General features: G+C 66.0%; 19 protein-coding genes and 1 tRNA gene. 3 read left to right on the top strand and 17 right to left on the bottom strand.

The window, feature by feature from the left end; all coding sequences use genetic code 11:
- Positions 1 to 890 precede the first annotated feature (890 nt).
- From AC5RVD_RS14130 to AC5RVD_RS14095, 8 genes are all read right to left on the bottom strand, one after another.
- Complete coding sequence (locus AC5RVD_RS14130; RefSeq protein WP_494111253.1) at positions 891 to 1343, bottom strand: MarR family winged helix-turn-helix transcriptional regulator; 453 nt, start codon at positions 1341 to 1343, stop codon at positions 891 to 893.
- A complete protein-coding gene (locus AC5RVD_RS14125) occupies positions 1336 to 2445 on the bottom strand; it encodes an LLM class flavin-dependent oxidoreductase (RefSeq protein WP_494127281.1) in 1110 nt (369 codons plus the stop codon). Before AC5RVD_RS14125 ends, AC5RVD_RS14130 begins: the two co-directional genes overlap by 8 nt.
- 193 nt (positions 2446 to 2638) lie before the next feature.
- Positions 2639 to 3805 (bottom strand): UDP-galactopyranose mutase, encoded by a 1167-nt coding sequence (gene glf, locus AC5RVD_RS14120; RefSeq protein ID WP_494127256.1) that lies wholly within the window; start codon positions 3803 to 3805, stop codon positions 2639 to 2641.
- Positions 3806 to 4106: 301 nt separating this feature from the next.
- Positions 4107 to 6605 carry a family 1 glycosylhydrolase gene (locus AC5RVD_RS14115; protein WP_494127255.1) on the bottom strand — a complete coding sequence of 833 codons (2499 nt, stop codon included), beginning with the start codon at positions 6603 to 6605 and terminating at the stop codon, positions 4107 to 4109.
- Positions 6606 to 6807: 202 nt separating this feature from the next.
- A complete protein-coding gene (locus AC5RVD_RS14110; RefSeq protein WP_494120974.1) occupies positions 6808 to 7947 on the bottom strand; it encodes an FUSC family protein in 1140 nt (379 codons plus the stop codon).
- Between the two features lie 32 nt (positions 7948 to 7979).
- Entirely contained in the window at positions 7980 to 11282 is a 3303-nt protein-coding gene (locus tag AC5RVD_RS14105) for an efflux RND transporter permease subunit (RefSeq protein ID WP_494127254.1), read from the bottom strand.
- A 42-nt stretch (positions 11283 to 11324) separates the two neighbouring features.
- Entirely contained in the window at positions 11325 to 12818 is a 1494-nt protein-coding gene (locus AC5RVD_RS14100) for a malate:quinone oxidoreductase (RefSeq protein WP_494127253.1), read from the bottom strand.
- A 155-nt stretch (positions 12819 to 12973) separates the two neighbouring features.
- The gene (locus tag AC5RVD_RS14095; protein ID WP_494127252.1) at positions 12974 to 14653 is read right to left on the bottom strand and encodes an ABC transporter substrate-binding protein; all 1680 of its coding nucleotides are present in this window, start codon (positions 14651 to 14653) and stop codon (positions 12974 to 12976) included.
- Positions 14654 to 14780: 127 nt separating this feature from the next.
- Here AC5RVD_RS14095 and AC5RVD_RS14090 point away from each other — a divergent pair, with 127 nt between their 5' ends.
- Together AC5RVD_RS14090 and AC5RVD_RS14085 are read left to right on the top strand one after the other, a co-directional pair.
- Positions 14781 to 16511 (top strand): ABC transporter ATP-binding protein, encoded by a 1731-nt coding sequence (locus tag AC5RVD_RS14090; RefSeq protein WP_494127251.1) that lies wholly within the window; start codon positions 14781 to 14783, stop codon positions 16509 to 16511.
- Positions 16501 to 16815 carry a hypothetical protein gene (locus tag AC5RVD_RS14085; protein WP_494127250.1) on the top strand — a complete coding sequence of 105 codons (315 nt, stop codon included), beginning with the start codon at positions 16501 to 16503 and terminating at the stop codon, positions 16813 to 16815. Before AC5RVD_RS14090 ends, AC5RVD_RS14085 begins: the two co-directional genes overlap by 11 nt.
- 12 nt (positions 16816 to 16827) lie before the next feature.
- Here the strand turns inward: AC5RVD_RS14085 and AC5RVD_RS14080 are convergent, their stop codons facing one another.
- The 5 genes from AC5RVD_RS14080 to bcp form a co-directional block, all read right to left on the bottom strand.
- Positions 16828 to 17793 (bottom strand): ABC transporter permease, encoded by a 966-nt coding sequence (locus AC5RVD_RS14080; RefSeq protein WP_494111261.1) that lies wholly within the window; start codon positions 17791 to 17793, stop codon positions 16828 to 16830.
- A complete protein-coding gene (locus tag AC5RVD_RS14075) occupies positions 17793 to 18794 on the bottom strand; it encodes an ABC transporter permease (protein ID WP_494111262.1) in 1002 nt (333 codons plus the stop codon). Before AC5RVD_RS14075 ends, AC5RVD_RS14080 begins: the two co-directional genes overlap by 1 nt.
- 150 nt (positions 18795 to 18944) lie before the next feature.
- Entirely contained in the window at positions 18945 to 20639 is a 1695-nt protein-coding gene (locus AC5RVD_RS14070) for an ABC transporter substrate-binding protein (RefSeq protein WP_494127249.1), read from the bottom strand.
- Positions 20640 to 20910: 271 nt separating this feature from the next.
- Positions 20911 to 20995: transfer RNA gene (locus AC5RVD_RS14065), tRNA-Leu, on the bottom strand.
- A gap of 87 nt (positions 20996 to 21082) precedes the next feature.
- Positions 21083 to 21556, bottom strand: a complete 474-nt coding sequence (bcp, locus tag AC5RVD_RS14060) for a thioredoxin-dependent thiol peroxidase (RefSeq protein WP_494120966.1) — start codon at positions 21554 to 21556, stop codon at positions 21083 to 21085.
- Positions 21557 to 21670: 114 nt separating this feature from the next.
- On the opposite strand from bcp, the gene AC5RVD_RS14055 reads away from it, so the two are divergent.
- Positions 21671 to 22129 carry a MarR family winged helix-turn-helix transcriptional regulator gene (locus AC5RVD_RS14055; protein WP_494111265.1) on the top strand — a complete coding sequence of 153 codons (459 nt, stop codon included), beginning with the start codon at positions 21671 to 21673 and terminating at the stop codon, positions 22127 to 22129.
- A 290-nt stretch (positions 22130 to 22419) separates the two neighbouring features.
- Here AC5RVD_RS14055 and AC5RVD_RS14050 read toward each other — a convergent pair whose 3' ends face one another.
- The 4 genes from AC5RVD_RS14050 to AC5RVD_RS14035 form a co-directional block, all read right to left on the bottom strand.
- Entirely contained in the window at positions 22420 to 23193 is a 774-nt protein-coding gene (locus tag AC5RVD_RS14050) for a cysteine hydrolase family protein (protein ID WP_494120965.1), read from the bottom strand.
- A 10-nt stretch (positions 23194 to 23203) separates the two neighbouring features.
- The gene (locus AC5RVD_RS14045; RefSeq protein WP_494127248.1) at positions 23204 to 23992 is read right to left on the bottom strand and encodes a gluconate 2-dehydrogenase subunit 3 family protein; all 789 of its coding nucleotides are present in this window, start codon (positions 23990 to 23992) and stop codon (positions 23204 to 23206) included.
- A gap of 61 nt (positions 23993 to 24053) precedes the next feature.
- On the bottom strand, positions 24054 to 25709 hold the full coding sequence (locus AC5RVD_RS14040) for a GMC family oxidoreductase (protein WP_494127247.1): 1656 nt from the start codon (positions 25707 to 25709) through the stop codon (positions 24054 to 24056).
- Positions 25710 to 25748: 39 nt separating this feature from the next.
- Positions 25749 to 26933 carry a sugar ABC transporter substrate-binding protein gene (locus tag AC5RVD_RS14035; RefSeq protein ID WP_494111269.1) on the bottom strand — a complete coding sequence of 395 codons (1185 nt, stop codon included), beginning with the start codon at positions 26931 to 26933 and terminating at the stop codon, positions 25749 to 25751.
- Positions 26934 to 26997 lie beyond the last annotated feature (64 nt).

Genomic DNA, 26997 nt, shown 5'->3' with positions numbered 1-26997 from the left:
GAGCACACGAACGATGCCGGGCCGGGGTGCCGCCGCGGCACTGTGCCTGGTGCTTGTTTCCGGCTGCGGCCTGCTGCCCGTCGACGACGACGGCGCGTCGGCCGGCCCGAGTGCGTCGCCGTCTGGGGCGGCCGGCGGGGGTGTCGCCGGACAACCCGCGCCGCCGCTCGGCAAAGACCCCGTGCGGGAAGCCACCATCGACGGCTGGAAGGTCTACACCGATCCGGACCGCGTGCTCAGTTTCGAAGTTCCCGGCGATTGGGTGGTGCAGCGGCAGGTCAAGCCCACCCAGCCCTCGGACGACGGGCTGCATCTGGACATCCGGGATTCTTCCGGCAAGTTGGCCGCCGAACTGCACACCCGGCTCAAGCTGCAAAAGGCCACCTGCGACGGCGGCGTCACCGAACTGCGTGTGCTGGTCAGCGAGCCGGCGAAGGTGCCTGCCGTGGCGTCCGACAACACGGTCGACCCGATGTTCGTCTACCGTACGCTGCTGGGCTACCAGTACTTCGGGTCGATGGGGCTGACCGACAAGCCGGCAGGCGACCGCTTCCAGGCCTGCACGGTGGAAAACACCGTCAACGGTCCGGACCCGGTAGGCACCTACGCCTTCGGCACCGCCGTCCGCCACGGCACCCCGGCGCCTGGCGAGGACACCGGGCTGCTGGATGCCTACGGCCTCATCGCGGAGGCGGAGAGCTATGTCTCCACCAAGCACTTCAAGACGGTGCAGCAGGTCATCATGACCCTGCAGGTCGCCGAAGCCGCCGGCCTGAGCCCGCCTGGGCCCGTCCGGACCCGCAAGGGGCGGCGTCCGGGCCGGGGCGCGAACGGGCAGCAAAAAGCCCGGAGGTCGGCGCAGATGCGGCGGCCTCCGGGCGTTTCGGCCGTTACTTCAGGCCCGCCCGCAGTTTGTCGGTCAGCTCCTGGAGTTGCCCGAATTCCTCCTCGGACAGCAGCGGGGCGAGCATGGAATGCAGGTGCTTCACGTGCTGCCGGCCGATCTCCTTCTGCAACGCGCGGCCTTCGTCGGTCAGCGAGATCTCGATGCCCCGCTGGTCGTTGGGGGCGGTGCGCCGGAGAACCAGGCCTTTCTTCTCCAAGCGGTCAACCATCCGGCTGAGGCTCGGCTGGCTGATCAACAGCGCCTCGTTCAGCTCGTTCAGCCGGCTCCAGCCGCCCGGGCACCGGCTCAGGTTGAAGAGGACGTCGTACTCGCGCATGGCAAGCTTTTTGAACTCGGGAAGCTGCTGTAGCCGGCGCATCACCGCCACCTGGGTGCGGAACAGCGATTCCCAGGCCGCCGCCGTCGTCCTGATCTCAGGACCGCCTGAATCAGCCATGGGACACGGACTCCCCGGCAGCTTCCTTGGCGTCGCGCGCGGCCTTGCGGCTGGCGTGGGTCGGGGCGTCCGGTACATGCGCCGGCTTGCGGGCGGCGAACTCCTTCTTCAGCACCGGCAGCACTTCTTCGCCGAACAGGTCCAGCTGCTCCAGCACGGTCTTCAGCGGCAGGCCGGCGTGGTCGATCAGGAACAACTGGCGCTGGTAGTCGCCGAAGTAGTCCGCGAAGGCCAGGGTCTTCTCGATGACCTGCTCCGGGCTGCCGACGGTCAGCGGGGTCTGCGCGGTGAAGTCCTCCAGGGACGGTCCGTGGCCGTAGACGGGCGCGTTGTCGAAGTAGGGGCGGAATTCGTTGACCGCGTCCTGGGAGTTCTTGCGCATGAAGAACTGTCCGCCCAGGCCCACGATTGCCTGGTCGGCGGTGCCGTGGCCGTAGTGCTCGTACCGCTCGCGGTACAGGCCGATGAGCTGCATGTAGTGCTCCTTCGGCCAAAAGATGTTGTTGGCAAAGAAGCCGTCGCCGTAGTAGGCCGCCAGTTCCGCGATCTGCGGCGTGCGGATCGAGCCGTGCCAGACGAAGGGTGCGACGCCGTCCAGGGGCTGGGGCGTGGAGGTGTAGTTGTGCAGCGGGGTGCGGTGCTTGCCCTGCCAGTTCACGACTTCTTCGTCCCAGAGCTTGCGCAGCAGGGCGTAGTTCTCCACCGTCAGCTCCAGCGAGTCCTGGATGTTCTTGCCGAACCAGGGGTAGACCGGGGCGGTGTTGCCGCGGCCCAGCACCAGGTCCACCCGGCCGTCGGCCAGCTGCTGGAGCATGGCGAAGTCCTCGGCGATCTTCACCGGATCGTTGGTGGTGATCAGCGTGGTGGCCGTGGAGAGCGTGATCCGCTCGGTCTGCGCGGCGATGTATGCCAGCAGCGTGGTGGGGGAGCTGGAGAAGAACGGGGGGTTGTGGTGCTCGCCGATGGCGTAGACATCCATGCCGATTTCTTCGACCTTCTTCGCGATGGCCACCGACGCCTTGATCCGCTCGCGCTCCGTGGGCATGCGGTTGGTGGTCGGGTCCAAGGTAACGTCGCTGACGCTGAATACGCCGAGTTCCATAATGTACCTTTCGTCGTGCTTGTTATCCATCAGTTTACATGCATTTGCATTCACTGTTGTTAACGGCCGACACCGGGATACATTCCGGGCGGAGTTGTGGGATCGGTCACCAAGCCTATTCGGTAACCCGGCATGCCTTTCAACCCGGGATGCTCCTTGCCGGCTTTACGCGGCAAGGCGCAGAGGCACAGGTTTACATCGACGCGCGGCCGAGGAGGGGGCCGATGGAATTGTCGACCAAACCCAACGCGGACGCTATGGCCATGTGCATGTCGAGGTACTTGTAGGTGCCGAGGCGCCCCCCGAAGAACACGTTCGGTTCCTGGCCCGCGAGCCGACGGTACGTGATGAGCTTGTCCCTGTCCTCGCTGGTATTGATCGGGTAGTACGGTTCGTCATTGAGACCGGCTGTCCGGGAGTATTCGCGGACGATCACGGTGCGGTCTTTAGGGTATTGCCGTTCGGGATGGAAATGGCGGAATTCGTGGATACGGGTCCACGGAATGTCTTCATCGGCGTAGTTCATCACGGGTGTGCCCTGGAAGTCCGCGGTCGGCAGGATTTCTTGTTCGAAGTCCAGGGTGCGCCAGGACAAGGCCCCGGCGGCATATCCGAAGTAGCGGTCCAGCGGCCCAGTGTAGACCAGCGGGACACCCGTTGGGAGTTGCGCACGGACGTGGAAGAAATCGGTATTCAGGTGCAGGTCGATCCTGGGCGACCGGAGAAAGTTCGAAAGAAAGTGGCCGTAGCCCTCCCTCGGCAAGCCTTCGTAGGTGTCGGTGAAGTAGCGGTTGTCGAAGGTGTAGCGCACGGGCAGCCGGGTGATGATATCGGGGCTGAGTTCCCGCGGGTCCGTCTGCCATTGTTTGGCCGTGTAGCCACGCACCAGGGCCTCGTATAACGGACGGCCGATCAACGAGATGGCTTTCTCTTCCAAGTTGCCGGCCTCTGTAACCGGTACCTCCTGCGCCTGGTGGCGGATCAACTCCCTGGCTTGGTCCGGTGAGAGGTGGCGGCCGAAATAGGCGCAGATCGTGCCCAGGTTGATGGGCATCGGGTACACATTCCCCTTGAAGACCGTGAACACGCGGTGCTGGTAGCCGGTGAACGATGTGAACCGGTTGACATAGTTCCAGACCCGCTCATTGGACGTGTGGAACAGGTGTGCGCCGTACCGATGCACTTCGATGCCGGTCTCCGGTTCCTCCTCCGACCAGGCGTTGCCGCCGGGGTGGGAACGGCGTTCGAGTATCAGCACGCGAGCACCGTACTGACGTGCTACCGTCTCAGCCACGGTCAGTCCGAAGAGGCCTGCGCCGACGACAATGAGGTCGGGACCGTTGTCTCCGGCCGCTACCATTTCAGCGCCTCAGCCGTCATGCACGGGGCCGGGGTGCCGCAGGTTGCGCATTCTCCCTGTTCGTTCCCGGCTGGCGGATGAAGCATGAGGACGGCAGAAATCCTCGCCAGCAGCGGTGCGCGAAGGTACGGCGTGGCAGAACTAACGGCCGCCTCAGCGAGCGCCGGAACGGCAGGGCCTGTCAGGCGTCTCCTGCCCAGCGCGGCGTCCTGCAGGCCCGCTATTGCCGCGCCGACTCCTCGTTCATGGGCGCGTTCCAAATCCTCCGCCACATCGAAGCGTTTGCCCTCGGCCGCGGAGGTCATGCGGTTTCCTCGTCCGGCAATTCTCCTGCAGCGGTTCCCTGGCAGATCAAACGGTGCATCTGTCCCGCGATCGCATCCCAGCCGAGGAGTCTCTGCAACGGCCGCATCCGCCGGTCCCGTTCGGCCGAGGACTCACTCAGCGCCGTTTCGCAGGCGTCGGCGAAGCCAGCCGCGTCCACCTGGATGTGGACGAGCCCCCTGTAACCGGCAACAACATCCGGAACCGGTGTCGAAACCACGGGAAGACCGGCGGCCAAATACTCGAGCGTCTTCGTCGGGCTGATCGAGCGTGTCGCCTCGTTCATGGCGAACGGCATCAAGGCCACGTCGAATTCAGCCATGACACCTGGCAGCTCGGCGTACTCGGCCATGCCGGTGTATTCGATGTTCGGAGCCTGTGGCAGCGTGGCAGGATCTATCTTGGCGACCGGTCCCACGATCCGAAACAACCAGTCAGGGAGCATCGCGGCGAGCCCGTCCAGCAGACCAAGATCGAGCCGTTCATCGATGACACCCACGTAGCCCGCTACCTTCCGGCTGTCGGGCGCCCGCTCCTCGCGGAGAAGCCGGGAGGTCTCATAGTGTGCGGCATCCACGCCACTGGGAAAGAGATGGCAGGAATCGCCTACGAAGCGGCTGACGCTGCGGTGCAAGGAGGCGCCTCCTGCAAAGACCACATCGGACTCGGCCAGCGCCTGGCGTTGCCGGGTTTGCATGGCTTTGGGTGCATTTCGAAACGACGCCAAATCGTCCATGACGTCATAGCAGAGGACCCCGGGTTCGAGGGTGCGTGCTATCTCCAGCGCCATCGGCGTATAGATCAATACGTCGGGTGAGGCAGGCCGTGCGTGGGCCGCCAGCAAGGCGCGGAACAGAGCGCCGTATTCTTCCGCGCCGGGTGCGTCGAATCCGAGGACGGGCGGCTGTCCGCCAACTTCAGGAAGTTCAAGCCAGACCCTGGTGATGCCGTCCACGTTCTGATGCCGCAGGACCGGTTGTTCGACCTTGGCCGGCATCGGCTCCTCCAGAAACCACGTTCGGGCACCGGTCCGGGTGCGGGCGGCGGCAAACCGGGAAACAAGGTGTTGCGGGCGTTGCCAGACCCAGGTCCACCTCAGGTGGGAGAGCACGACCAAGTCAGGGTCTTCAGAGGGATTCATCCTGTGTTCCTCTTCGTCGGCGTGGTGGGCGGGCGGGATGATCGCCTCTTCAGGAGGATCGCGCCAGGGCCAGTGGCTCATCTGGGGCAGCAATCCCCGGAGCTGGCTGTCGCACGGCGGTTGAAAGCGGTACGCGGGCAGGTCGCGGCTGGAGGTGCCGGATGCCGCAGCCATCCAGGAGTCCGTGAAGCAGGTGGTGTCTGTCCTGCTTCCCCTCGAGCCGGCGCCGACGACGCCGACCGGGTCGGGACGGCGGGCGGCACGGGCGAGCATGGAATCCCAGTCGCAGGAGTCTACGAAGGGAAACCAGCAGTATCCCTCGAGCCGGATCCCGCGGGATAGCGCCAGTTCGTACTGTTCCAAGGTGTAACGCAACCAAGACGCGCGATCGGAGGCGGTTCCCCGGATGTTGGTTTCGCTCAGGAGCATCGGCAGCCCGTAGCGGGAGCCGTAGTGCTCGGCCAGTGCGGCAAAGCCCAGCGGGTGGGGCGAGGGCGCGTGCGCGCGGGACTCCTCATACCACCACTCGGAGTGGCAATAATAGTCGAGGCCCAGTACATCCACGCGCACCGGGGCCAGTTGCAGCAGATCTTCGCCGCCGTGTTTGACGATTTCCCTTAGGAAGGGGCGGTCCGCGGTCAGTTCGTGTCCGAGCACCAAATCCAGCAGGACGTGCCGCCGGTCGTTGGCGAGAGCTGCGTACTCCGCCGGTCCGCCCGCTGCCCCGTCATGGTGTTCACAGGTATCCACCCAGACATGGCGGGCTTGCGGCAGCAGCTCCGACCAGCGACGGGCCGCCTCGGCGACGGCCGGCAGGACGTTGCGCACAAGGCGCACAAAGCCGTCGACTCCACTGTCGTAGGGGGGCCACAAGGCTTCGTGGCCGCAGAGGAAAAGGGTGGCGAAGGGCTCATTGAACAACGTGTAGGACATCAACCAGGGGTAGCGCCGCGCCACGGCCTCCGCGTACTCCAGGTAAGCGGGTGCAAATCTCCGGTCCCTGAAACCGTCGTCGAGCCATTGCGGGTAGCTCGTGTGGTGCACCAGGTCGACTACGGGCTCCATGCCACGAGCCCGCAAAAACTGAAGTTGCCGGTCGGTCTCGGACCAATCGAACACGCCTTGTTCTGCTTCCACGCGGTGCCATCGAATTGGAAACCGCACGCTGCCTACGCCCGCCGCGCGCATGTGCTCCAGGTGGCCGCCCCAGTCGGCGAAGCTTCCCGTCAGTTCGGCCACGTCGCGGCCGTGTCGCGGCAGGTAAGTCGATTCAAATGCGCCAACAAAGGGAACGGCAGCAACTCGGCCAGGCGCTGATAGGCGGCGCTCGCCCAAATCTGACAAATCACTCTCCCGATCCGGAGGATTTTAGTGCCAGCTGCTCGACACGAGTAGGTACATAAAACCCGAAATCCCGGGCAAGGGGAACCCCGGGAAGTTGGTTCAACCTTTCATCACGGGCGAACGGCTGCCATCGCCGTCGGTTGACCCTCCGTGTCGGAGAGGGAGGGCCCGGGGCGAGGTACCTGCGGCCTGACTAACGGGCCTGGCCGCCCGAGGGGTCCTTTACATGCCGGCCAAGCGCGGCCAGTATGCGTTCCAGGCTGACCGCCACGGATCCTGCCGCCGTGGCGGGGGACTCTGAGGACACCGTGCCGGCGACGATTCCGGTGAGGCGGTGCTGCGCATCGCGCGCGGCCTCCAACTTCTCCGGCAGGTCCTCGGCGGTCATGCTTCTGATTGCCTCGGCCGTGGCTTCCAGTGCGTTGGCCATCGGGGCCAGCACGGGGTCGGGGAGATGCATGGTCTCGTCCCAGATCACGGCGCTGAGCACCTCGGTCATGTCCTGGGTATGGAAGGCGGCACGCTCCAACGTGCGCAGATTCCGCCAATCGGCCTCCAGGTCCCGGTGATGGAACCTGCGCCGCGGATTGGCCTTGCGGCTGCGGTCGGCGGTCTGGACGGCCTGCCGCACCTGGTTGCCCAGCCGAGTGATGCTCTCGCCGTTCGACGCCCAATCCTTGCGTTCCGGCGGCCAGTTCTCCCGGAGCGCCTCGGCCATGTCCTCCAGCTGCCGGGCGAGGTCGGATTGCAGCTGCTGCAGGCTGCGTCCCACTACGTTGAAGTTCAACGGCGGGAACAGCAGGAAGTTCACGGTGATGCCGACGACCACTCCCACCGCCATCTGCACGGCATAGCCGAGCGAGTAGTCGCCGGCATTGGAACCGCCCACCAGCAGGACGAACAGCGCGGCCATGGGAACCCACTCCCTGCCGGCCCCGAGCCGCGGCAGCCCCGCGACCAGAACCCCCAAGAACACCAGCAGGCCCACCGTCACGAAGTGCGGGCCGACCGTCAGCAGTAGGAGCATGGCCAGGCCGATGCCCAGCATCAGCCCGGCCAGTGTCTCCAAAGAGGTCTTGATGGAGTCGGCGACGGTGGAATACATGCTGATCAGGGCGCCCAGCGGGGCGTAATAGGGGTACTGGTCCACGTCGCCGGGCAGCCGCAGGGCGATGAACCACGCGATGGCGCACGCCAACGCGGTCTTGAACGCCAGCTGGACCCGGCGCCAACCGCCCATCTGCTGCCCATATTTGCGCAGCGGGGCAGGGAGCCGGTCCGTGAGCCGGTCCAGACGGCCCGGCCCGGCCGGCATGGTTTCCGGATCTGGCATGTTCGGTACCTCCAGGGTTCCGGGTACGCCGGTCAGCGTCCGGCCGGAACCAGTTCTGCCTCGAGTGTATGCCGCTCGTTCGCCCGGCGCTCGCGCCGGCCTTCGACCAGCCGGTACAGCACCGGCACCAGCACCAGCGTCAGCGCGGTGGAGGACACCAGGCCGCCGATCACCACCACGGCCAGCGGCTGCGAGATGAAACCGCCCTCGCCGGTCAGTCCCAGCGCCATCGGCGTGAGCGCAAAAACCGTGGCGAGCGCCGTCATCAGGATGGGCCGCAGCCGGCGTCTCGCGCCGTGGGTGATCGCGTCCGCCACGTTCATGCCGGGCCGGCCGTCGTGCGGGCGCCGGTACTGGTTGATCAGGTCGATCAGCACGATCGCATTCGTCACCACGATGCCCACCAGCATCAGCATGCCGATCAGCGACGGCAGCCCCAGCGGGATCCGTGTGACGACCAGCAGCCCGATGGCCCCCGTGGCCGCGAACGGAATGGAGACCAGCAGGATCAGCGGCTGCACCAGGGACTTGAACGTGGCCACCATGATCACGTAGACAATGGCGACGGCGGCCAGCAGCGCCCAGCCCAGCTGTTCAAAGGACTCGGCCTGCTGCGTGGCCGCGCCGCCCAAATCCGCCGTGACCCCGGCCGGCAGGTCGGTGCCGTCCAGGGCGGCCGCCACCTCGCCGCTGAGGGCACCCAGGTTTTCTCCCTCCGGGGTCACGGAGACCACGGCGGTGCGTTCGCCGCCGCTGGCGCTGATCGACGTCGGCACATCGGTTTCCTCCACGGTGGCCAGGCCGGTCAGCGGCACCGGCCCGGCCGCTGTGGGCACCTCGACGCCGCGCAGTTCCTCGACGCTGGCGAAATCGCTGCCTTCCCCGATCAGCACCGGGAAGTCGGTCGTGCCGATCCGCACGGTGCCGCCGGGCAGCGGGCTGATCGTGGACGCCAGGAGGCCCGCGACCTGCTCCTCGTCCAGCCCCGCAGCCACGGCCTTGGCCCGGTCCACGGACACCTGAACCACGGGCTCGGCCGCCGAGAGGTTGCTGGACACCTCCGCGGCCCCGGGTACCTCCCGCAGCAGTTCCACCAGCCGGTCGGAGGCGTCCCGCAGCTCTTCCGGCCCGCTCGCGGAGATTTCCACGTCCACGGTGCTGGACGTGCCGAAGCCGCCGCCCTGGGTGCCCAGCGTGAACGTCGCCTCGCCGGGCAGCTTGTCGACGGCGGAGCGCACCCGGTCGCGCAGCGCGGCCTGGTCGATCCCTTCCTCGGTGATGACGGTGTACTGGGCCACCGAAGCCCCCGCGGAGAGGAACGTCCCCAGGCCGCCTCCGGCGTTGCCCATGGTGACCTGGACCGCCTCTATCCCTTCCAGCCCGGCCAGCAGCTCCTCGACCGGGGCGGCTGCCTCGTCGGTGGTCGCCAGGCTGGTCCCGGCCGGCATCTGCTGGCGCAGGCTGAAGCTGTTCTGTCCGCTGTCGCCCAGCAGGTTGGTCTGCATCAGCGGCACCATGGCGCCGGTGCCGGCCAGCACCAGCAGGGCCGCCATGGTGGTGAGCACCGGGTGCCGCTGCGTGCCGGCGAGCACCGGCAGGTAGCCGCGCTGCAGCAGCGAGCGGCGTTCCTTCTCGGAGGCCGCCGCACGCACCGCGGAGGCGTCGGCGTGTTGCTGTGTCGCGGGGGATTTCACGAACCAGTAGGCCAGCACCGGCACGATGGTCAGCGACACCGCCAGTGACGCGAGCAGGGCCAGCGCGGTGGTGATGGCGAACGGCCGGAACAGCTCGCCGGCCAAATCGCCGACGAACGCGATCGGCAGGAACACCGCAACGGTCGTCAGGGTGGAAGCGGTGATGGCCCCGGCGACCTCGCGGACCGCCGCCAGGATGGCGTCGCGCTTGGGTTCGCCGTAGTTCAGGTGCCGTTTGATGTTCTCGACGACCACGATCGAGTCATCCACGACGCGCCCGATGGCGATCGTCAGCGCGCCGAGGGTCAGGATGTTCAGCGAGTAGCCGAGCGCATTCAGGCCGATGAACGTTGCCAGCAGCGACAGCGGGATGGAAATCGCCGTGATCAGCGTGGAGCGGACGGAGAGCAGGAACACCAGGATGATCAGCACCGCGAAGCCCAGCCCCAGCAGGCCCTCGGTGGTCAGGTCCTTGATGGACGTCTCGATGAACGGGGCCTGGTCAAACACCGTGGTGATTTGCGCCCGGTCGCCCAGTTCGGCCTCCAGCTCGGGCAGCATCTCCCCGATGGCGTGCGAGATGGCCACCGTATCGCCCTCCGGCGTTTTGGTGACGGCCAGGGCCAGCGTCAGCTCGCCGTTGGTCCGGGTGATCGAGGTCTGCTCGTCGTCGGCAATGTCGACGTCGGCCACCTCGCCGATGGTGGCCGGGTCGGCCGGCGCGGGGTCCTGCTGCTGGGCGGGCCGGTCCGGGGCGGGCACGGTGTCCGGCACGGGCACCAGGCCCTGGTCTGTCCCGCTGCCCGGCGGGGCCGGCTGGCCCTCGCCGGGGAACTGCCCGGGTGCCCGCCCCGCCTCCGGTGCGGACGGGACGGAAGGCTGCTCCGACGTCGTTGTTTCTGCGGGGGAGAGCGGCAGGTTTTCGATGGCCTCCAGGCTGTCCAGCGGGCTGCCGATCTGCACGGAGAGGCTCTGGCCGTCCTGCTGCACGGCGCCGGCGGGGACCAGGCCGCCGCTGTTTGCCAGGCTGTCCACGATGGCGGAAACGCCGACGCCGGCCTCCGCCATGGCGTCGTCGTCCGGCAGGATGGCGATGTGCCGGCCGGGGCCGCCGGAGACTTCGGCCCCGCGCACGCCGGGGATGTTCTGCAGCCGGGGCACGGTCAGCCGGTTCAGCTCGGTGCTCAGTTCGCTCAGCGTCAGGTCGGAGGAGACCGCCATGAAGACGATGGGGAAGTCGTCGATGCTGCCGGCCAGCGACAGCGGCGAGACGTCCTCGGGCAGCTGCTGGCGGACGTTGGAGATGGCGCGGTCCACCTGGCTGCGCGCCCGGTCCAGGTTGGTGCCGTAAACGAACGTGAGGTTGACGGTGGAGAACCCGGTACGCGAAACCGCCGAGGAGGACTCGAGGCCCTCGACGGCGGTGAGCGCGCGTTCCAGCGGTTCGCTGACCTGCTTGTCCACGACTTCCGGCGACGCGCCGGGCATGGAACTGACGACGGTGATCCGCGGGAACTCGAGCGAGGGAATGAGTTCCTGCTTCAGGGAACCCATGGTGATCACACCGAAGACGGCCACAAAGACCGTAATCAGCGCGATCAACGCACGATTCGCCAGGGACAGCGTTGCCAGCTTGTGCATGGCTTGAAGCTTAGTTCAGCGGCTTGCGGGATCGAACCGGGGTCAGGCCAGTTCGAGCACCCGGTCGGTGTCGGCGGTGATCTCGGCCAACATCGAGGGGTTCTCGTTCAGGTTGACTCCGTAGCCGGGGATCATGTCCTTCAGCTTGGGTTCCCAGCCCTTGAACTCCAGCGGGAAGCAGCGTTCCAGCAGGCTGATCATGATCGGCGCGGCGGTGGAAGCGCCGGGGGAGGCACCGAGCAGGGCCGAGATGCTGCCGTCGGCGGATGCGATGACCTCGGTGCCGAACTGCAGTGCGCCGCCCTTCTTCGGGTCCTTCTTGATCACCTGGACACGCTGGCCGGCGGTGATCAGCTCCCACTGGTCGCCGGCAACCTCCGGGTGGAAGGCCCGCAGGGCCTCGTTCTTGCCTTCGCGGGTCTTGAGCACCTCGGTGACCAGGTACTTCACCAGGCCGAAGTTGTCCTTGGCCACGGCCAGCATGGGGACCAGGTTGGTCGGGCGAACGGACAGCGGCAGGTCCAGCAGCGAGCCGGTCTTGAGGAACTTCGGCGAGAAGCCGCCGTACGGGCCGAAGAGCAGGGAGCGCTTGCCGTTGACGAAGCGGGTATCCAAGTGGGGCACCGACATGGGCGGGGCGCCCACGGAGGCCTGGCCGTAGACCTTGGCGTTGTGGGCGGCGATGACTGTCTCGTCCGTGCAGCGCAGGAACTGTCCGGACACCGGGAACCCGCCGTAGCCCTTGGACTCGGGGATGCCGGAGCGCTGCAGCAGGTGCAGGGCGCCGCCACCGGCTCCGATGAACACGAAGCGGGCGTTGACCTTGGTTTTTTCGCCGGTGGCGTTGTTCCTGATCTCCAGGGTCCAGCGGCCGTCGGTGTTGCGGGAGACGTCCAGCACGCGGTGGCCGTAGTTCAGCTCGACGCCGTTGGCGGTCAGGTAGCCGGCCAGCTTTCGGGTCAGGGAGCCGAAGTCCACATCGGTGCCGCCGGCGACGCGGGATGCGGCCACGCGCTGCTGCGGATCGCGGCCGCCCATGATCAGCGGCGCCCACTCGTTGATGGCGGCGTGGTCCTCGGAGAACTCGATCTGCTCGAACAGCGGTTCTTGCTTCAGCGCTTCATGCCGGCGCTTGAGGTAGTCCGCGTGGTCATCGCCCCAGACAAAGCTCATGTGCGGCAGCGGGTTGACGAATTCCCTGGGCGACGAGATGTGGCCCTCGCGGATCATGTGCGACCAGAACTGGCGCGAGACGTGGAACTTTTCGTTGATGCCCACGGCCTTGGCGGTGGGAACGGACCCGTCCGCCGAGGCGGGGGTGTAGTTCAGCTCGCAGAGCGCGGCGTGTCCGGTGCCCGCGTTGTTCCACGGGTCCGAAGCTTCCAGGCCCACCTCGTCGAGGTTCTCGAACAGGCTGATGCTCCAGTCCGGCTGCAGCTGCTTGATGAAGGAGCCGAGGGTGGTGCTCATGATGCCGCCGCCAATCAGCGCGACGTCGACGTTCTTGGATGATCCCGAGGGAATGTTTGCAGTCAACTTCAATCTCCCATAGCAGCTGTGCCAGCAGTTGAAAGCCTAGCGCGCTGCGCCAGCGAGACTAAAATCTGCCGTCTTCGATGTGACCCAATAGACAGACGCGGCGGCAGCGGCAGCGTTAAAATTGCCCGCCGGCCGTGGCGACCGCCGCCGCGTCAGCCCCGGCCCAGCTCGATCATGTTGTAGACCTCGTCGAGCATCGGGCTGGCCGGGTAGCTCGCCACCCGAGGCCCCATGGCCAGTGCGGAGATGGGGAACGCCAGCGGCACCGCGGGGACCGCGCGTGCCAGCTGCTCGTTGATGCTGTGGTAGGCCTGCACGCGGTCTTCGCCCTCGGGCAGGGTCTTGGCGCGGGCTATCTTGCTGCGGATCTGCGCGCTGTCGTAGCCGAACTCCATCGATTTGCTGCCGAAGAGCGGGCCCACGAAGTTGTCCGGATCGCGGTAGCTGCCGCTCATGCCGGCCAGGTGCAGGGCGTGGCCGGTGGAACCTTGGATCGTGGCCAGGTAGCCCTCGTCCCACGGGATGGGCACCGGCTTGATATTGATCCCGACGGCGGTGAGCTGGCGGCTCAGCTCCGCGTACACCTTTTCGGGGGTGGGCAGGTAGGCGCGCGTGACGCCCAGCGGATAGTAGAAGGTCAGTTCCGCGCCGTCGTACCGGGCGTCGGCCAGCAGTTCGCGCGAACGCTCCGGGTTGTACGCGTAGTAGGGGATGGTCTCATTGGTCACGCCCAGGCTGCGGGGGATGAACTGCATGGCCTCTTTGGTGCCCTGCAGGAAGAAGCTGTCGATCAGCGCCTGCCGGTCGATCGCATGGGCGATGGCCTGGCGCATGGTGATGTCGTCCAGCCCGTCGGCTGCCTGGTTCATGCCGAGGTAGACCACGGAGAACGGGTCGCGCTGCAACACCTGCATGCCGGCCCGGACCAGGTCCGCGTACGTGGCCGGGGTGACCAGGTCGTAGCCGTCGATGTCCCCGGCTTCCAGGGCGCGCAGCCGTGTCGTCGGATGCGGGAGCGCCTTGAACACCACCGTGCGCACATCGCCGGCCGCACCCCAGTATCCCTGGTAGGCGGAGAGCACCACGCGGTCCTGCTCCCAGTTGGCGAAGGTGAACGGGCCGGTCCCCACCGGGGCCAGTCCGTAGCGGGATACCTTGTTGCCGCCGCGTTCCTCCGTCAGTCGGTCCGCCGCCCCCGCCTTCAGTGCCGCCGGCGAGGAGATGGCAAAGGCCGGCATGGCCAGCGATGCGACCAGGCCGGTGAACCGGCGCGTCAGGTTCAGCTGGACCTCCAGCGGGCCCAGCACCTCGCAGCTGTGGTAGAGCGATTCGTCCTCGTCCTCGGCGAACGCGCCGAAGACCGACCGGAACGCCAGCCCGCCTTCCACCGGCCGGGCGTCCCGGGGGAGCCGGTACCAGCGTTCGAAGTTGGCGCGGACCGCTTCGGCATCGAACTCCGTGCCGTCATGGAAAGTGACCCCTGGGCGCAGCCGGAAGCGGTAGGAGCGGCCCTCGTCCAATTCGGTCCATTCGGTTGCCAGCCGCGGCGCTGGGACGCCGGTCGCCGCGTCCACCCCGATCAGGGTTTCCAGCACCTGGCGGGTCACCCGGTAGGACTCGGTATCCAGTGCCAGCGCCGGGTCAAGGGTCACCGGGGTGGCGGCAATGCCCATGGTGAAGGTGGTGTCCGCGGGCGAGGCGGTCGGCTGTTCGCTGGGCGAGACGGTGGACGGGACGGACCTGCCCGGCTCCGAAGTGCAGCCGGCGAGCAACACGGCCGCTGCCGCTGCGCCTGCCTTCAGCACGGTGCGGCGCGCGGGGGGCGGTGTCACGCTTCAGGCTCCTTGGGGGCAGGCGGGATGATCTTCAAGTCTAATCGACTCCTGTACCGGAGCCTGCGCGGCGAAATCCCGATGAGAGATAGGCCACATCCGCGCGTGTTTGGGGCAGGATGGAACCATGACCGAACATGCCGACGACGCCGCCCTGCTTGAGGTCCGGGACCTGGCCGTTGCTTTCCGCACCACGTACGGGCAAGTCTCCGCGGTGGAGGGCGCCTCGCTGCGCTTGGAACAGGGCAAGACGCTGGCGATTGTGGGCGAATCCGGTTCCGGGAAGTCCACCACGGCGATGGCCGTTATCGGACTGCTGCCGGATAACGGACGAGTGACCGCCGGGAGCATCCGCTTTGACGGCCAGGAGCTCGTGGGGCTGTCGGAGCATCGGATGCGGACCATCCGGGGCCGCCAGATCGGCCTCGTCCCGCAGGACCCGATGTCCAACCTGAATCCGGTCACCAGGATCGGCTCGCAGGTGGCGGAGACGCTGCTGGTTCACGGCATGGCGACCAGGCGGGACGTGGACCGGAAGGTCGTGGAGGTCCTGGAGGCAGCCGGGCTGCCCAACGCCAAGGAACGCGCCAAGCAGTATCCCCATGAGTTTTCCGGCGGGATGCGGCAGCGCGCCCTGATCGCCATCGGGTTGGCCTGCCAGCCGCGGCTGCTGATCGCCGACGAGCCGACGTCGGCACTGGATGTGACAGTCCAGCGCACCATCCTGGACCAGATCGAGTCGATGACCCATGAACTGGGGACGGCCGTGCTGCTCATTACCCACGACCTGGGCCTGGCGGCCGAACGGGCGTCGGAACTGGTGGTGATGCACCGCGGCAAGGTAGTGGAGACCGGGCCGGCACGGCAGTTGCTGGAGGACCCGCAGCACCCCTACACCCGGGCGCTGGTGAAGGCGGCGCCGAGCGTCGCGGCCGTGCGCCTGATGCCGGGGGCGTTCACCGGCAACTCGGCTGTGCGCGCCGAACGGGCGGAGAAGGTTTTCCAGGAACACGTCACCGAAGCTCCCGCGGCCGCCGAGGCTCAGAAGACGGACAACATCGTGGAGCTGCGCGACCTGACCAAGGTGTACAAGATCCGCGGCCAGGCCGAGGACTTTTACGCGGCGAAGAACGTGACGCTGGATATCCCGCGCGGGCACACGGTCGCCATCGTCGGCGAGTCGGGCTCCGGCAAGACCACCACCGCCCGCATGCTGCTGAAGCTGATCGAGCCGACCAGCGGCACCATGACCTTCGACGGAATGGATGTGGCGAACCTGACCAAGGCGCAGCTGCGGGACTTCCGCCAGCGGGTGCAGCCGGTGTTCCAGGATCCGTATTCGTCCCTGAACCCGATGTTCACCATCGAGCGGATCGTCGAAGAGCCGCTGTCCACCTACAAGCGCGGCAGCGCGAGGGAACGCTCGGTCCGCGTGCGCGAGCTGATGGACGAGGTCGCACTGCCGCAGAACATGCTGCGGCGCTACCCGTCCGAGCTCTCCGGCGGCCAGCGGCAGCGCGTGGCGATTGCCCGCGCCCTGGCCCTGAAGCCCGAACTGATCATCTGCGACGAGCCGGTCTCCGCGCTGGATGTGCTGGTGCAGGCGCAGATTTTGAAGCTGCTGGGGGACCTCCAGGCGGAGCTGGGCCTGAGCTACCTCTTCATCTCCCACGACCTGGCCGTAGTGCGGCTGATCTCCGACTTCGTCTGCGTGATGAAGGACGGCGAACTGGTGGAGGCAGCCAGCTCGGAGGAAGTGTTCACCAACCCGCGGCACCCCTACACGCGGCGCCTGCTGGCTTCCATCCCGGGCAACGAGCTGGACATTCAGGCGGAGGATCCCGAGATTGCGTCCTGAGGGTGCCGGGCCAGGCTCCGTCCCGGAGCCTGACGATCACCGGCCGGAAGGTTTCGGCTTCCGGACCGGTGTGCGCAGCGCCGCGGTGGCCATCGGCTTCGCCGTCTTCGTGCTGGTGATCGGCACCGTGATGCTGGCGGTCGGGGCGGTCATCGTCGTCGGTGAGGGCAGGTGGGGCGCCCTCTGGTGGCTGGCGGCGTTGGAGGTGCTGTTCATTGCCGGCTTCGCCGCCATGATGCACATGGCCCGCCAGCGGCGGCGGCACGACGGCGGGGCCCCGCCGCCGACCACCCCGGCCGGCTGAAAGCGCTTCCTGCTACTTGGCCCGGGTCTTGGGATCCAGTGCTTCCCGCAGGGATTCGCCCAGCAGCGTGAAGCCCAACGCGGTGACGGCGATGCACAGGCCGGGCAGGAACGCCAACTGCGGCGCGATGCCCAGTTCGGCCTGCGCGTAGGTGAGCATGCGGCCCCATTCGGCGGTCTGCGGGCGCCCGCCGCCCAGGCCCAGGAAGGAGAGCGCCGCGGCGTCGATGACCGCGGTGGCCAGCGTCAGGGTGGCCTGGACGATGACCGGGCCCACGCTGTTGGGCAGTTGGTGGTTCATGATGATGGTGCCCCGGCTCAGGCCCAGCGTCTGCGCTGCCAGCATGTAGTCCGCGCTGCGCTGGGAGATCATCGACGACCGCAGCAGCCGCGCGAAGATCGGCAGTTGCGCCACGCCGATGGCGATCATCACCGCATACGCTCCCTGCCCCAGGATGGCCGCGATGGACACCGCCAGCAGCAGGTTCGGCACGGAGAGCAGGATGTCGACCCCGCGCATGATCACGCTGTCGATCCAGCCGCCGAAGCCGCCGGCGAGGATGCCCAGCAGCATGCCCCCGGCCAGTCCCATGGCGGTGGAGACGACGCCGATCAACAGCGAGGCCTGTGCACCCCAGATGAGTTTGCTGAACAGGTCCCCGCCGAAACGGTCGAGCCCCAGGGGAAAGCCTTCCACCTCGCCGAAGCCCGGAATGTGAGTGGGCGTGATATAGGTGCGGCCGGGCAGGTCCTGGCCGCCGTAGGGTGCCAGCACCGGCGCCAGGACGGCGGTCAGCACGAACAGGCCCACGATGATGGCGCCGGCGATGGCCTGCGGATTCCTGCGGAGCCTGCGGAACGCGTCCTTCCAAAGGCTGGTGCCCGCGGGCCCGCTGCTGGCGGGAGCGCCGGGGGCGCCCGGTGGCTCGGGGGTGGTCCGGATGTCGCCGCCCGACTGCGGCGGAAGTGTTGTGCTCATTAGACACGCACCCTCGGGTCGATGATGCTGTAGGAAATATCCACGACCAGGTTGATCAGCGAATACAGCACGGCGATGAAGATGATGAACCCCTGCAGGACGGGGTAGTCCAAGTTGAAAATCGCGTCGCGCAGGAACCGCCCGATGCCGTTAAAGGCGAACACCGTCTCGGTCAGCACGGCCCCGGAAATCAGCAGCCCCAGCTGCAGGCCGATGGTGGTGGTGACCGGCAGCATCGCGTTGCGCAGGATGAACCGGTTGCGGATGGTCTTCTGCAGCAGCCCCTTGGCACGCGCGGTGCGCACATAGTCCGCGTTCTGCACCTCCAGGACCGAGGCCCGCGTGATGCGCACGATGATGGCCAGCGGGATGGTGCCCAGCGCGATCCCGGGCAGCACCAGGTGCAGCAGCGCATCCCAGGCGGCATCCCATTCGCGGGTGAGCAGGCCGTCGAGCACATAAAAGTCGGTGACGTGCGTGGCGTTGATCCTGGGGTTCTGCCGGCCGTCGGTAGGGAACCAAGGCAGCTGGATGGCGAACAACCACTTGAGGATGAAGGCTAGGAAGAAGACCGGGACGGTGATCCCCACGAGCGACAGCACGACGGAGGAGTGGTCGGGCCACTTGCCGTAGTACCTGGCTGCCTGATAGCCGAGCGGGATGCCGATCCCGACGGCGATGATCAGGGCAACGACCGTCAGCTCCACCGTCGCCGGGAAGCGGGTCGCGAACTCCGTCAGCACGGGCCGGCCGGTGAGGATCGAGGTGCCGAAGTCACCCTGGAGCAGCTTGCCCATGTAGACGAAGTACTGCTCGATCAGCGGCCGGTCGAAGCCGTAGAGCTCGTTGATCCGTGCCACTGCCTCGGGCGTGGCACGGTCGCCGAGCAGCGCCGTGGCCGGCCCGCCGGGCAGGCTGCGAACCCACAGGAACAGCAGCAGGGAAAGCCCGAAGAGCGTCGGGATGAGCAGCGCGATGCGCTTGATAATGACTCTGAGCACAGCGTCCTTCCGGATCCCGGTCCCGGCCTCGCGCCGGATGCGGTGGAATTTGCCTTGTCGGCAGCAGGCCGGGCGCCGCCCGCTGGTGGTTCTGGCCGTGGCGGGCCTGCCTGCCGGGGTCCGCGGTATGCGGACCCCGGCAGGACGTGGCTACTCGCTGAGCTCGATGGCGTTGAACACCTCGTCGTTCACCGGGCTGGCCGGGTAGGAGGTCACCCGTGGGGCGAAGGCGAGCGACGGCGCCGGGTGCGCCAGCGGGATCGCCGGGAGGTACTGCGCGATGTCTTCGTTGATCTCCTCGTACAGCGGCGTCGCCTCCTCGACGCTGCTGGTCTCGCGCGCCTTGGACAGCTTGTCGAACAGCTCCTTGTTATTGAAGCCGAACTCCGGCTTCTCCTGGCCGAAGAAAACCCCGACGAAGTTGTCCGTGTCGTTGTAGTCGCCAGTCCATCCGAGCAGGTGGATATCGTGGTCCGCGCTGGCCTGGATGCGGTCCAGGTAATCCGGGGACCACTTGTCCGGCTGCGCCTCAATGGTGATGCCGACCTCCTCGAGCTGGGCACTCAGGTTGGTGAACACCTGTTCCGGCGTCGGCATGTACGGCCGGGACACGCCGGTGGGGTAGTTGAACATCAGCTCCAGGCCGTCGCCGTAGCCGGCCTCTTCGAGCAGCGCCCGCGCCTTCTCCGGGGCGTACTCGTACGTGGTGACGTCGTCGTTGTAGCCGTTGACCGTGTCCGGGACGAACTGCGTGGCGACCTTGGTGCCCTCGGGCAGCGTCTGACGGACGAGCGCTTCCTTGTCGATCGCGTGGGCGATCGCCTGGCGGACCTTGAGGTCCTTCAGCGCTTCCTCCTCTTGGTTCATGCCCAGGTACAGAATGGTGAACGGATCGCGCGAAATGACGTTGAAGCCGGCGTCGGCCAGCGACTGCGTATCGGCCGGCGCCACCAGGTCGTAGCCGTCAATGTCCCCGGCCTCCAGCGCCTGCCGGCGGGCATTGGGGTCTTCGATGATCCGGAAGATGATCTGCTGGACCTGGCCCTGTTCGCCCCAGTAGCCGTCGAAGGCGGAGAGCTGCAGGGACTCGCCGACGGACCAGCTGTCGAACTTGAACGGGCCGGTGCCAACCGGGTGCCCCATGGCGTATTCGCTCAGCTCCGGAGCCTCTTCCGAACCGCCGACGTCGTCCGCGTTGAACTCATCAAGGGCGGTGGGGCTCTGCATCGCGAACGCCGGCAGCGACAGTGCTGCGACGAAACCGGCGAAGGGCTGGGCCAGATTCACCGTCACCTCGGTGTCGCTAACCACCTCGCAGGAGTCGTAGACGGCGGTTTCGGGGGAGTCCGAGTAACCGCGGAACAGCGAGCCGTAGTAGTAACTCACCGACTGGGACTGCTGGATCCCCTCGAAGTTGTACCAGCGGTCGAAGTTGAAGCAGACGGCCTCGGCGTTGAAATCGGTGTCGTCGTGGAACTTCACGCCTTCCTTGAGCTGGAAGGTGTAGGAGAGCCCGTCGTCGGACATCTCCCAGGACTCAGCCAGCAGTGGTTCAGGGTCGGGGGTCCCTTCCTTGACGCCGACCAAACCCTCGAAGATCTGGCGGCTGACGCGGAAGGACTCGCCGTCGCTGGCGAAGGCCGGATCCAGCGACTTGGGATCAGACGACGCAGCGAATACGAACGTCGAATTAACACCCTCCTCCGTCTCGCCCTGCGCACCGCCGCCGCGCTCGCTCTCGGCACAGCCGGACAGGACGAGTGCGCCGGCGGCCAGGCCGGCAACGACGGCTCCGGCGCGCCGACCGCGGCGCTGGCCTCCGGAAAAGATGTCAGTAAATGACATGGACTGCTCCTCGGGGACGTGAGGTGTGACGCCGACTTTGTGTACGGCACCCGGCAGAGGCGCGGTGACGCGTCCGCTTGATGAGAGCTTAGTCACATGTCCGATCGAAAGCATCGGTTTCAGGTTCGGTGGTTCGCCAAAACCATCACAATTTGGTGACAGCCGCCAGCGGACCCGCGCGACGACGGCGGCGGACGTGCCGTCCGCGGGCCGGGAGTGGGCCCGTGAAGCGCAAGAGCCCCGCAACGTGACGCTGCGGGGCTCCTGTCGATGGTGCGCAAGGCGGGACTTGAACCCGCACGTCCGAAGACACTGGAACCTAAATCCAGCGCGTCTACCAATTCCGCCACTCGCGCATGCGTTCCGGGCATTTTCGGAACAGCAATCAGTCTACCGGCATGGCGGCAGTCGTTTTGCGGGGGTCTTGTGCCTTTTGTGGTCGCCTAGTTGTCCAGGCCGAGGTCGCGGCGCAGCTTGGCCACGTGGCCGGTGGCCCGGACGTTGTACTGGGCCAGCGCCACCTTGCCCTCGGGATTCACCACGATCGTGGAACGGACCAGGCCCTCGTAGACCTTGCCGTAGTTCTTCTTTTCGCCCCAGGCCGCATAAGCCTCGGCCACGGCATGGTCTTCGTCGGAGAGCAACGGGAAGTTCAGCTCTTCCTTTTCCGCGAACTTCACCAGCTTCGGCAGGGGATCGGGGGAGACTCCCAGCACCGTATAGCCGGCGCCCTTCAGCGAGTCGAGACTGTCGCGGAAGTCGCAGGCCTGCTTGGTGCAGCCCGGTGTCGAAGCTGCAGGATAGAAGTAGACCACAACGTTTTGGCCACGATAATCGGCCAGCGAGACGGTGTTGCCCGCCGAGTCCTGCAGCGTGAATTCCGGCGCGATGTCGCCGGTCGACAGTCGTTCGGCCATGGGGCAGCTCCTTAGCGATCTGGGATTCCAGCACCAGCATAGCCAAGATGGCACTCGGGCCGCCCGGACTACGTACGTATACTTGAAGGCATGCCGGATTTGAAGAATTGGCCGATGCCACGGTTGCTCTCCACCGCCGCCCGGCTCGTCGAGCACGAATGGAACGACAAGCTGGCCGGCCTCGGTTTGACCCACGCCGGCGTCATTGCCCTCGAGGTGCTGGCCGCCGAGGGGGAAATGACGCAGGCGCAGCTGGCGACCCGTGTCCGCGTGCAGGCGCAGACCATGGGCAAGACCCTGGGCAGGCTGGAAGTCCATGGGCACATCATCCGCGCCCGCAGCGATGTTGACCGCCGGCGGCAAATCGTGCAGATCACCGACGAGGGCAAGCGGGCCCTCAAGCATGCTGCCGAGCTGGAGCGGCTGCTCAGCAGCGGCAGCGGCGACCAGATGGATGAGCTCAAGGAACGGCTGACGGTTATCATCCGCAGGCTGGGCAACAGCCGCTTCGGCATTGGCTCGGTCGAAACCATCGACATCGCCGAGATCGACGGCTACGAAGACGGCGACTGACCCGCTGCTTCCCGGCCGCCGCAAGTCCGGCATCCGAAACCCGTGCGCATCCCGTCACCTTGATCGGCGACGATGAGCTGCCACGACCCGATGAGCTGCCACGACCCGGCGACTTCGTCCTCGAGAGTTTCATCCCCAGCGATTTAAGTTCCTGAAGTACGACGACGTCGATGCCCGCGTTCCCGGCGCACGCGGGGAGGGAGGCGGGTCCGGCCACCCCGGCCTACCCAGGTTTTCCGGCCGTGGATGTACCGGCCACCGTTCCCGCCCCCGTAAAACCACCGGGGGTTCTAGCCGCCGGCAGTTGCCTCTGCGGTCACCGAGCTCTCCTGCGCCGTCCGCGATGAGCGTTCGACGAGGGCCGCGAACTCATCGCTGGACATCACGTCCGCGTACTGGATTTGGATGTTGCGCAGGGATTCCCAGTACTGCCCGTAGCCCTCAGGGGTTTCGTGGTCGAACTCGGGGTTGCGGCCGTGGGTGTTAACGGGAATGGCCGTGCCGGAATCGGCCACGACGATCACTTTGTATCCCCGGTCGAAACCGTCGCGTGCCGTGGTCGGTACACAGTTGGCCGTCGAAGAGCCGACGATCACGAGGTACTCGGCGCCGTCCTGCTGCAGGTACTCGTTAAAGGCCGTCCCGTAGAAGCTGCTGTTGCGGTGCTTTTGGAAGACGGGTTCGCCCTTTTGCGGTTCGAATCCGTTGCAAAGGGCGCCGTTCCACGTCCCGTGGTTGAACGGCGAATCGGGCTCTGTCCACGACGGATACTTCAGCCCCCAGATGCCGATGTCGTAACCTTCGGGGTGCATGCCCCACATGGACCAGATGACTTTGATTCCCTTTTCGCGGGCGAGTTCGATCATTCTCTTGGCCGGTTCGAGGGATTCCTGCCCGGAGGGAGCTCCGCCGACACTTTGAATGTAGTCCGCCCCGTCCGGGTCGAGGCAGAGATTCTGGATGTCGAGCGCGTGGACCACGGTCTTGCTCAGATCAATGGTCTCGGGGATGAAGCTGTTGGAACGGTCGACGTACTTGTTGAGCTTGTCTTCGTAGGCGGTCATTGTCTTCCCTTTACTTGCTGGATTCCTCTGTACGGTCCGGTGTCGAAGCCGTATCGGCTGCTTCGTTACCGGCGGGGTCTTCGGGGCCTTCTGTCACGTTGTCCTGGCCTTGCTTGAAGCCGGGAATCAGTTCCTCCCAGTCGTATTCCTGGATGAAGTACTTGGCCGTGTTGTAGGTGCCGTCCATGGTGTCGCGCAGGTTTTTTGGCCCGTCGAAACCAACCATCTTCCAACCCATCTGGTCTTTGTTTCCGCCGTAAACCGGGTCGGCGTAGAAACCTTGGCGGACGTGCAGGCACAGGGTGTCGAAGAAACTTTTGTCTTCATCGGTGTTTCCCTGAAGCCGCGAGTAGTACACCTCCATGGAGGTCAGCGATACGGGCACCGGTTTGGGAGCGCCGCTGACCTGCTCGAGCACCTGGTCCTGGACTTCTTCGGCCGCGTCCTTAAAGGACTCTGCCCGCAACTCGCGTGACCGGCGGTCGAGCTCGTGGACCCCTTCGCGGTAGAGCCGCTGCAGGTCGGCGATGCGTGCCCGGGCAGACCGTGCTTCTTGACCAGCCAGGGACAGGAAGCCGGAGCCGTCGGCTGCCGCGTAAAGGTAGTCGATGCTCGAGAGGTAACGGTCGATAAAGACGATTACCCTCGCCTCACGTGCCCCGGGATCATGGTCGGTGGGCATGACCCGCGCGGCGGCGGCTTCGATGGTTTCCCACTCGTGGTCGGTGAAGAACAGTTTTTCATCCGAGTCGGGGTCGATGTGGATCGGAACGATTTCCCAGTCGGCTTTCGAAACCATCTTGTCTTCCTTTCTACGATTTCCAACCGGCGGATTTCTTAACCGGCGGCAGGTTCAGCCGCTAGCTGCGGCCCTTGAGGTAGGTGCCGGCGATGTAGTCTGCGCAGCGCCAGGAGTGGGCCATGATCGTGAGTGTTGGGTTCACGCCCATGGCGGTGGGGAAGGCTGCGCCGTCAAGCACGAAGAGGTTGTCCACCGAGTGGGCCTGGCCCCATCCGTTCAGCACCGACTTGCCAGGGTCGGTTCCCATCCGGACAGTGCCCTGCTGGTGGCAGGCGTTGCCGGTAAATTCATCACCCAAGTAGACGGGGGTGGTTTTCGTTGCCCCGGCGGCCTGGAGGATTTCCACGTTCTTGTCGATCTGCCATTTGCTCATGGCGATGTCGTTGGCGTGGGGCTTGTTCGTGATCCGCGCTACTGGCAGCCCCCAGGCATCTTTGACGTCGGGGTCAAGGTCGACCCGGTTGGTCTCCTGGGGCATGTCCTGGAGGATGAATCCGACCTTCATCGAATAGTCGAAGTAATTTCGGTCGGCGTCCTTCATGGCCTGGCCCCAGGTCGGCCGGCCGGGCATGATCGCGTTGATGGCCTGTCCGATCTGTGTGGTGGCGATGATGCCGCCGCCGATGTGGCCCCTGCTTTCGTCGGTCTCGTAGAAGTGCGTGGAACCGCCGCTTTGGTAGTTCCCCGTCCAGCCGCGCAGCGGCTCCTCGATGTCCTTGTCGAACAGTCCGACCGCGAAGATGTATTCGTGGAAGGTGGCGTTCCTGCCGACGAGGCCGGACTCGTTAGCGAGACCCTCGGGGAACCGGTTCGATTTGGACAGCAGCATGAGCCGTGCCGACTCGATGGCGCCAAGGGCAAGGACGACCACGGCTGCGTCCTGCTCGACCTCATGGCCTTCGGGGTCAATGTAGATGACGCCGGTGGCCCGGCCGTCCTTGCCCAGTTTGACTTCCCTGACGTAGCTGTCGGCCCTCACCTCCAGGTTGCCGGTGGCAAGGGCTTGGGGGATGTACGTCGTCGCCACGCTGGACCGGGTTTGGGTGGGGTCGCCGTACTGGTTCCAGAAACTGGTCCGGTTCACCGCCGCCCTGCCCAGTGCGTTGCCTTCGGTCAGATGCGACATGGGCAGCGGGAAGGAATTGATGCCCAGCTTGTTGGAGCCTTCATAGAATTTCTTGCCGAACCTGGTCGGAGGCAACGGCCCGCTGGGGTACGGCTTGCTGCGGAAGCCTTCCCCCCGGTCTGCACCGGTTAGGCCCGAGATGCCGTAGCTCCATTCAACCTTGGTCAGGTACGGTTCCAGGTCCTCGTAGCGGTACGGCCAGTCGGCCAGGCTTGCGCCTTCCAGATCCCCGTGGAGGGAGTGGAAGATGAAGTCCGACTCCCTCGGCCTGGGCATCCAGCCGGCCATGTGGCTCGTTCCGCCGCCGACGTTGGAGGGCACGGGGGAGAAATTGAAGATCCGCGCTTCGGAGTTTTCGTCCCGGCGCACCGTCCTGGGCATCAGCTTCACGTCCGGCCACAGGTAGCTGCGGTTCTGGAACTTTAACTCGTCGCCGGAGTAGTGTTCCTCCGGGCGAAGCCACGGCCCCTTGTCGAATCCGACAACTTTGTAGCCGGCTTCACTAAGGACCTTGACGGCCGGTCCACCGCCCCCTCCCAGTCCGACGACGACCACGTCCACCGGGTCCATTTTTCGATTGCTGCTCACAGTAGAACCTCTCAGTTCGGTGGTTGTTCTCCGGAAGGCCTAGTAGCTTCCCTCGCCCTGCTGGCTTTCCTGCAGGACGGACTGGTGCCACTCAACGTTCGACTTGTCGACGACATCGGTCGGGATGCGGACGAACTGGTTGACCTCCATGCCCAGGACTTCATGCGCGAAGAGGGTTTCGATCATGCTGTGCCCCATCTCGACGCTGTTCACGTCGACGGTGGCGGTGAGTTTGCCGGCCTTGATGGAGTCCATGCCCGAAATGAGACCGTCAGCACCGATGGTGATGATGCCGTCCTGCCCGTCCCAATGCTTGAGGCCGCGTGCGTCGATTGCCTGGGAAGCGCCGAGCGCCATGTCTTCGTTTTCGCCGTAGATCGCGTTGACGTCGGGGTTTTTGGTCAGCAGGTCCTGCGCGGCCCTGAGCCCTTTGTCCCGTACGTAGCCGCCGTCGGCCTGTCCGACGATCTCGATTCCGGGGTACTCCGAGATGGCTTTCTTGAAGCCCTGCTGGCGCAGCTTGGTCCAGTCCGATCCGGAGGGACCCATGATCTGGATGACCTGGCCTTCGCCTTTGAGCTGGTCGCCGATGTACTTTCCGGCGATGTAGCCGGACTGCCAGCGGTCGTCATAGCCAATGTTCGAGACGGTGTTGAGGCCACCGGTGGGGTCCTCGGCCTGGGAAGGATTGGCCAGCTCTTCCGTGGAGTTGAACTGGTAGAAGTCGACGCCCTCTTCCTGCCCGCGGCCGTACAGTTCCTGCATCGTGGCGGCGTTGGCGGCGGAGCAGACGAAGACCGCGTCGAAGTCCCGGGCGATATACCCCTGGACGATGCCGAGGGTTTCAGTGCCTGAATGGGCGTCGTTGAGGGCGCCCTGCCGCTCCCAGGTCCACTTCACACCGAACCGGTCCTCGTATTCCTTCATCTTGTTGAAGGCCGCTTTTTCGACTTGGGTATAGAACTCGGAGAGGATCGGGGGAGCAAAGCCGACTTTGATTTCACGGCCGTCCACTATTTCGCGGATGGCGGCATCGGCGGCCGAGTCAGGGTTGACCGCGGCACCGGCGCCTCCGCCTCCGCCGCCCCCGGTGCCGGTCGGCGTCTCGACCGTGGTGCAGCCGGTCAGGATGAGGGCTGCCGTGACTGCTCCGGAGGCTAGGGCGCTGCGGGTCCGGGCGTACCGACGGCGGCCTGTCGGCCGGGTGGTGTCAGTTGTGGACATTGTCTTGCCTTTCATTTTTTGGTGGTCCCCGCAGCAACGGGGAGACCGGGGAAGCTGGTTTCCG

It is taken from the genome of Arthrobacter sp. THG-b23, from assembly GCF_059091265.1.
The sequence above is the reverse complement of the archived record's forward strand: the minus strand, read 5'-3'. Positions and strand labels throughout refer to the sequence as shown.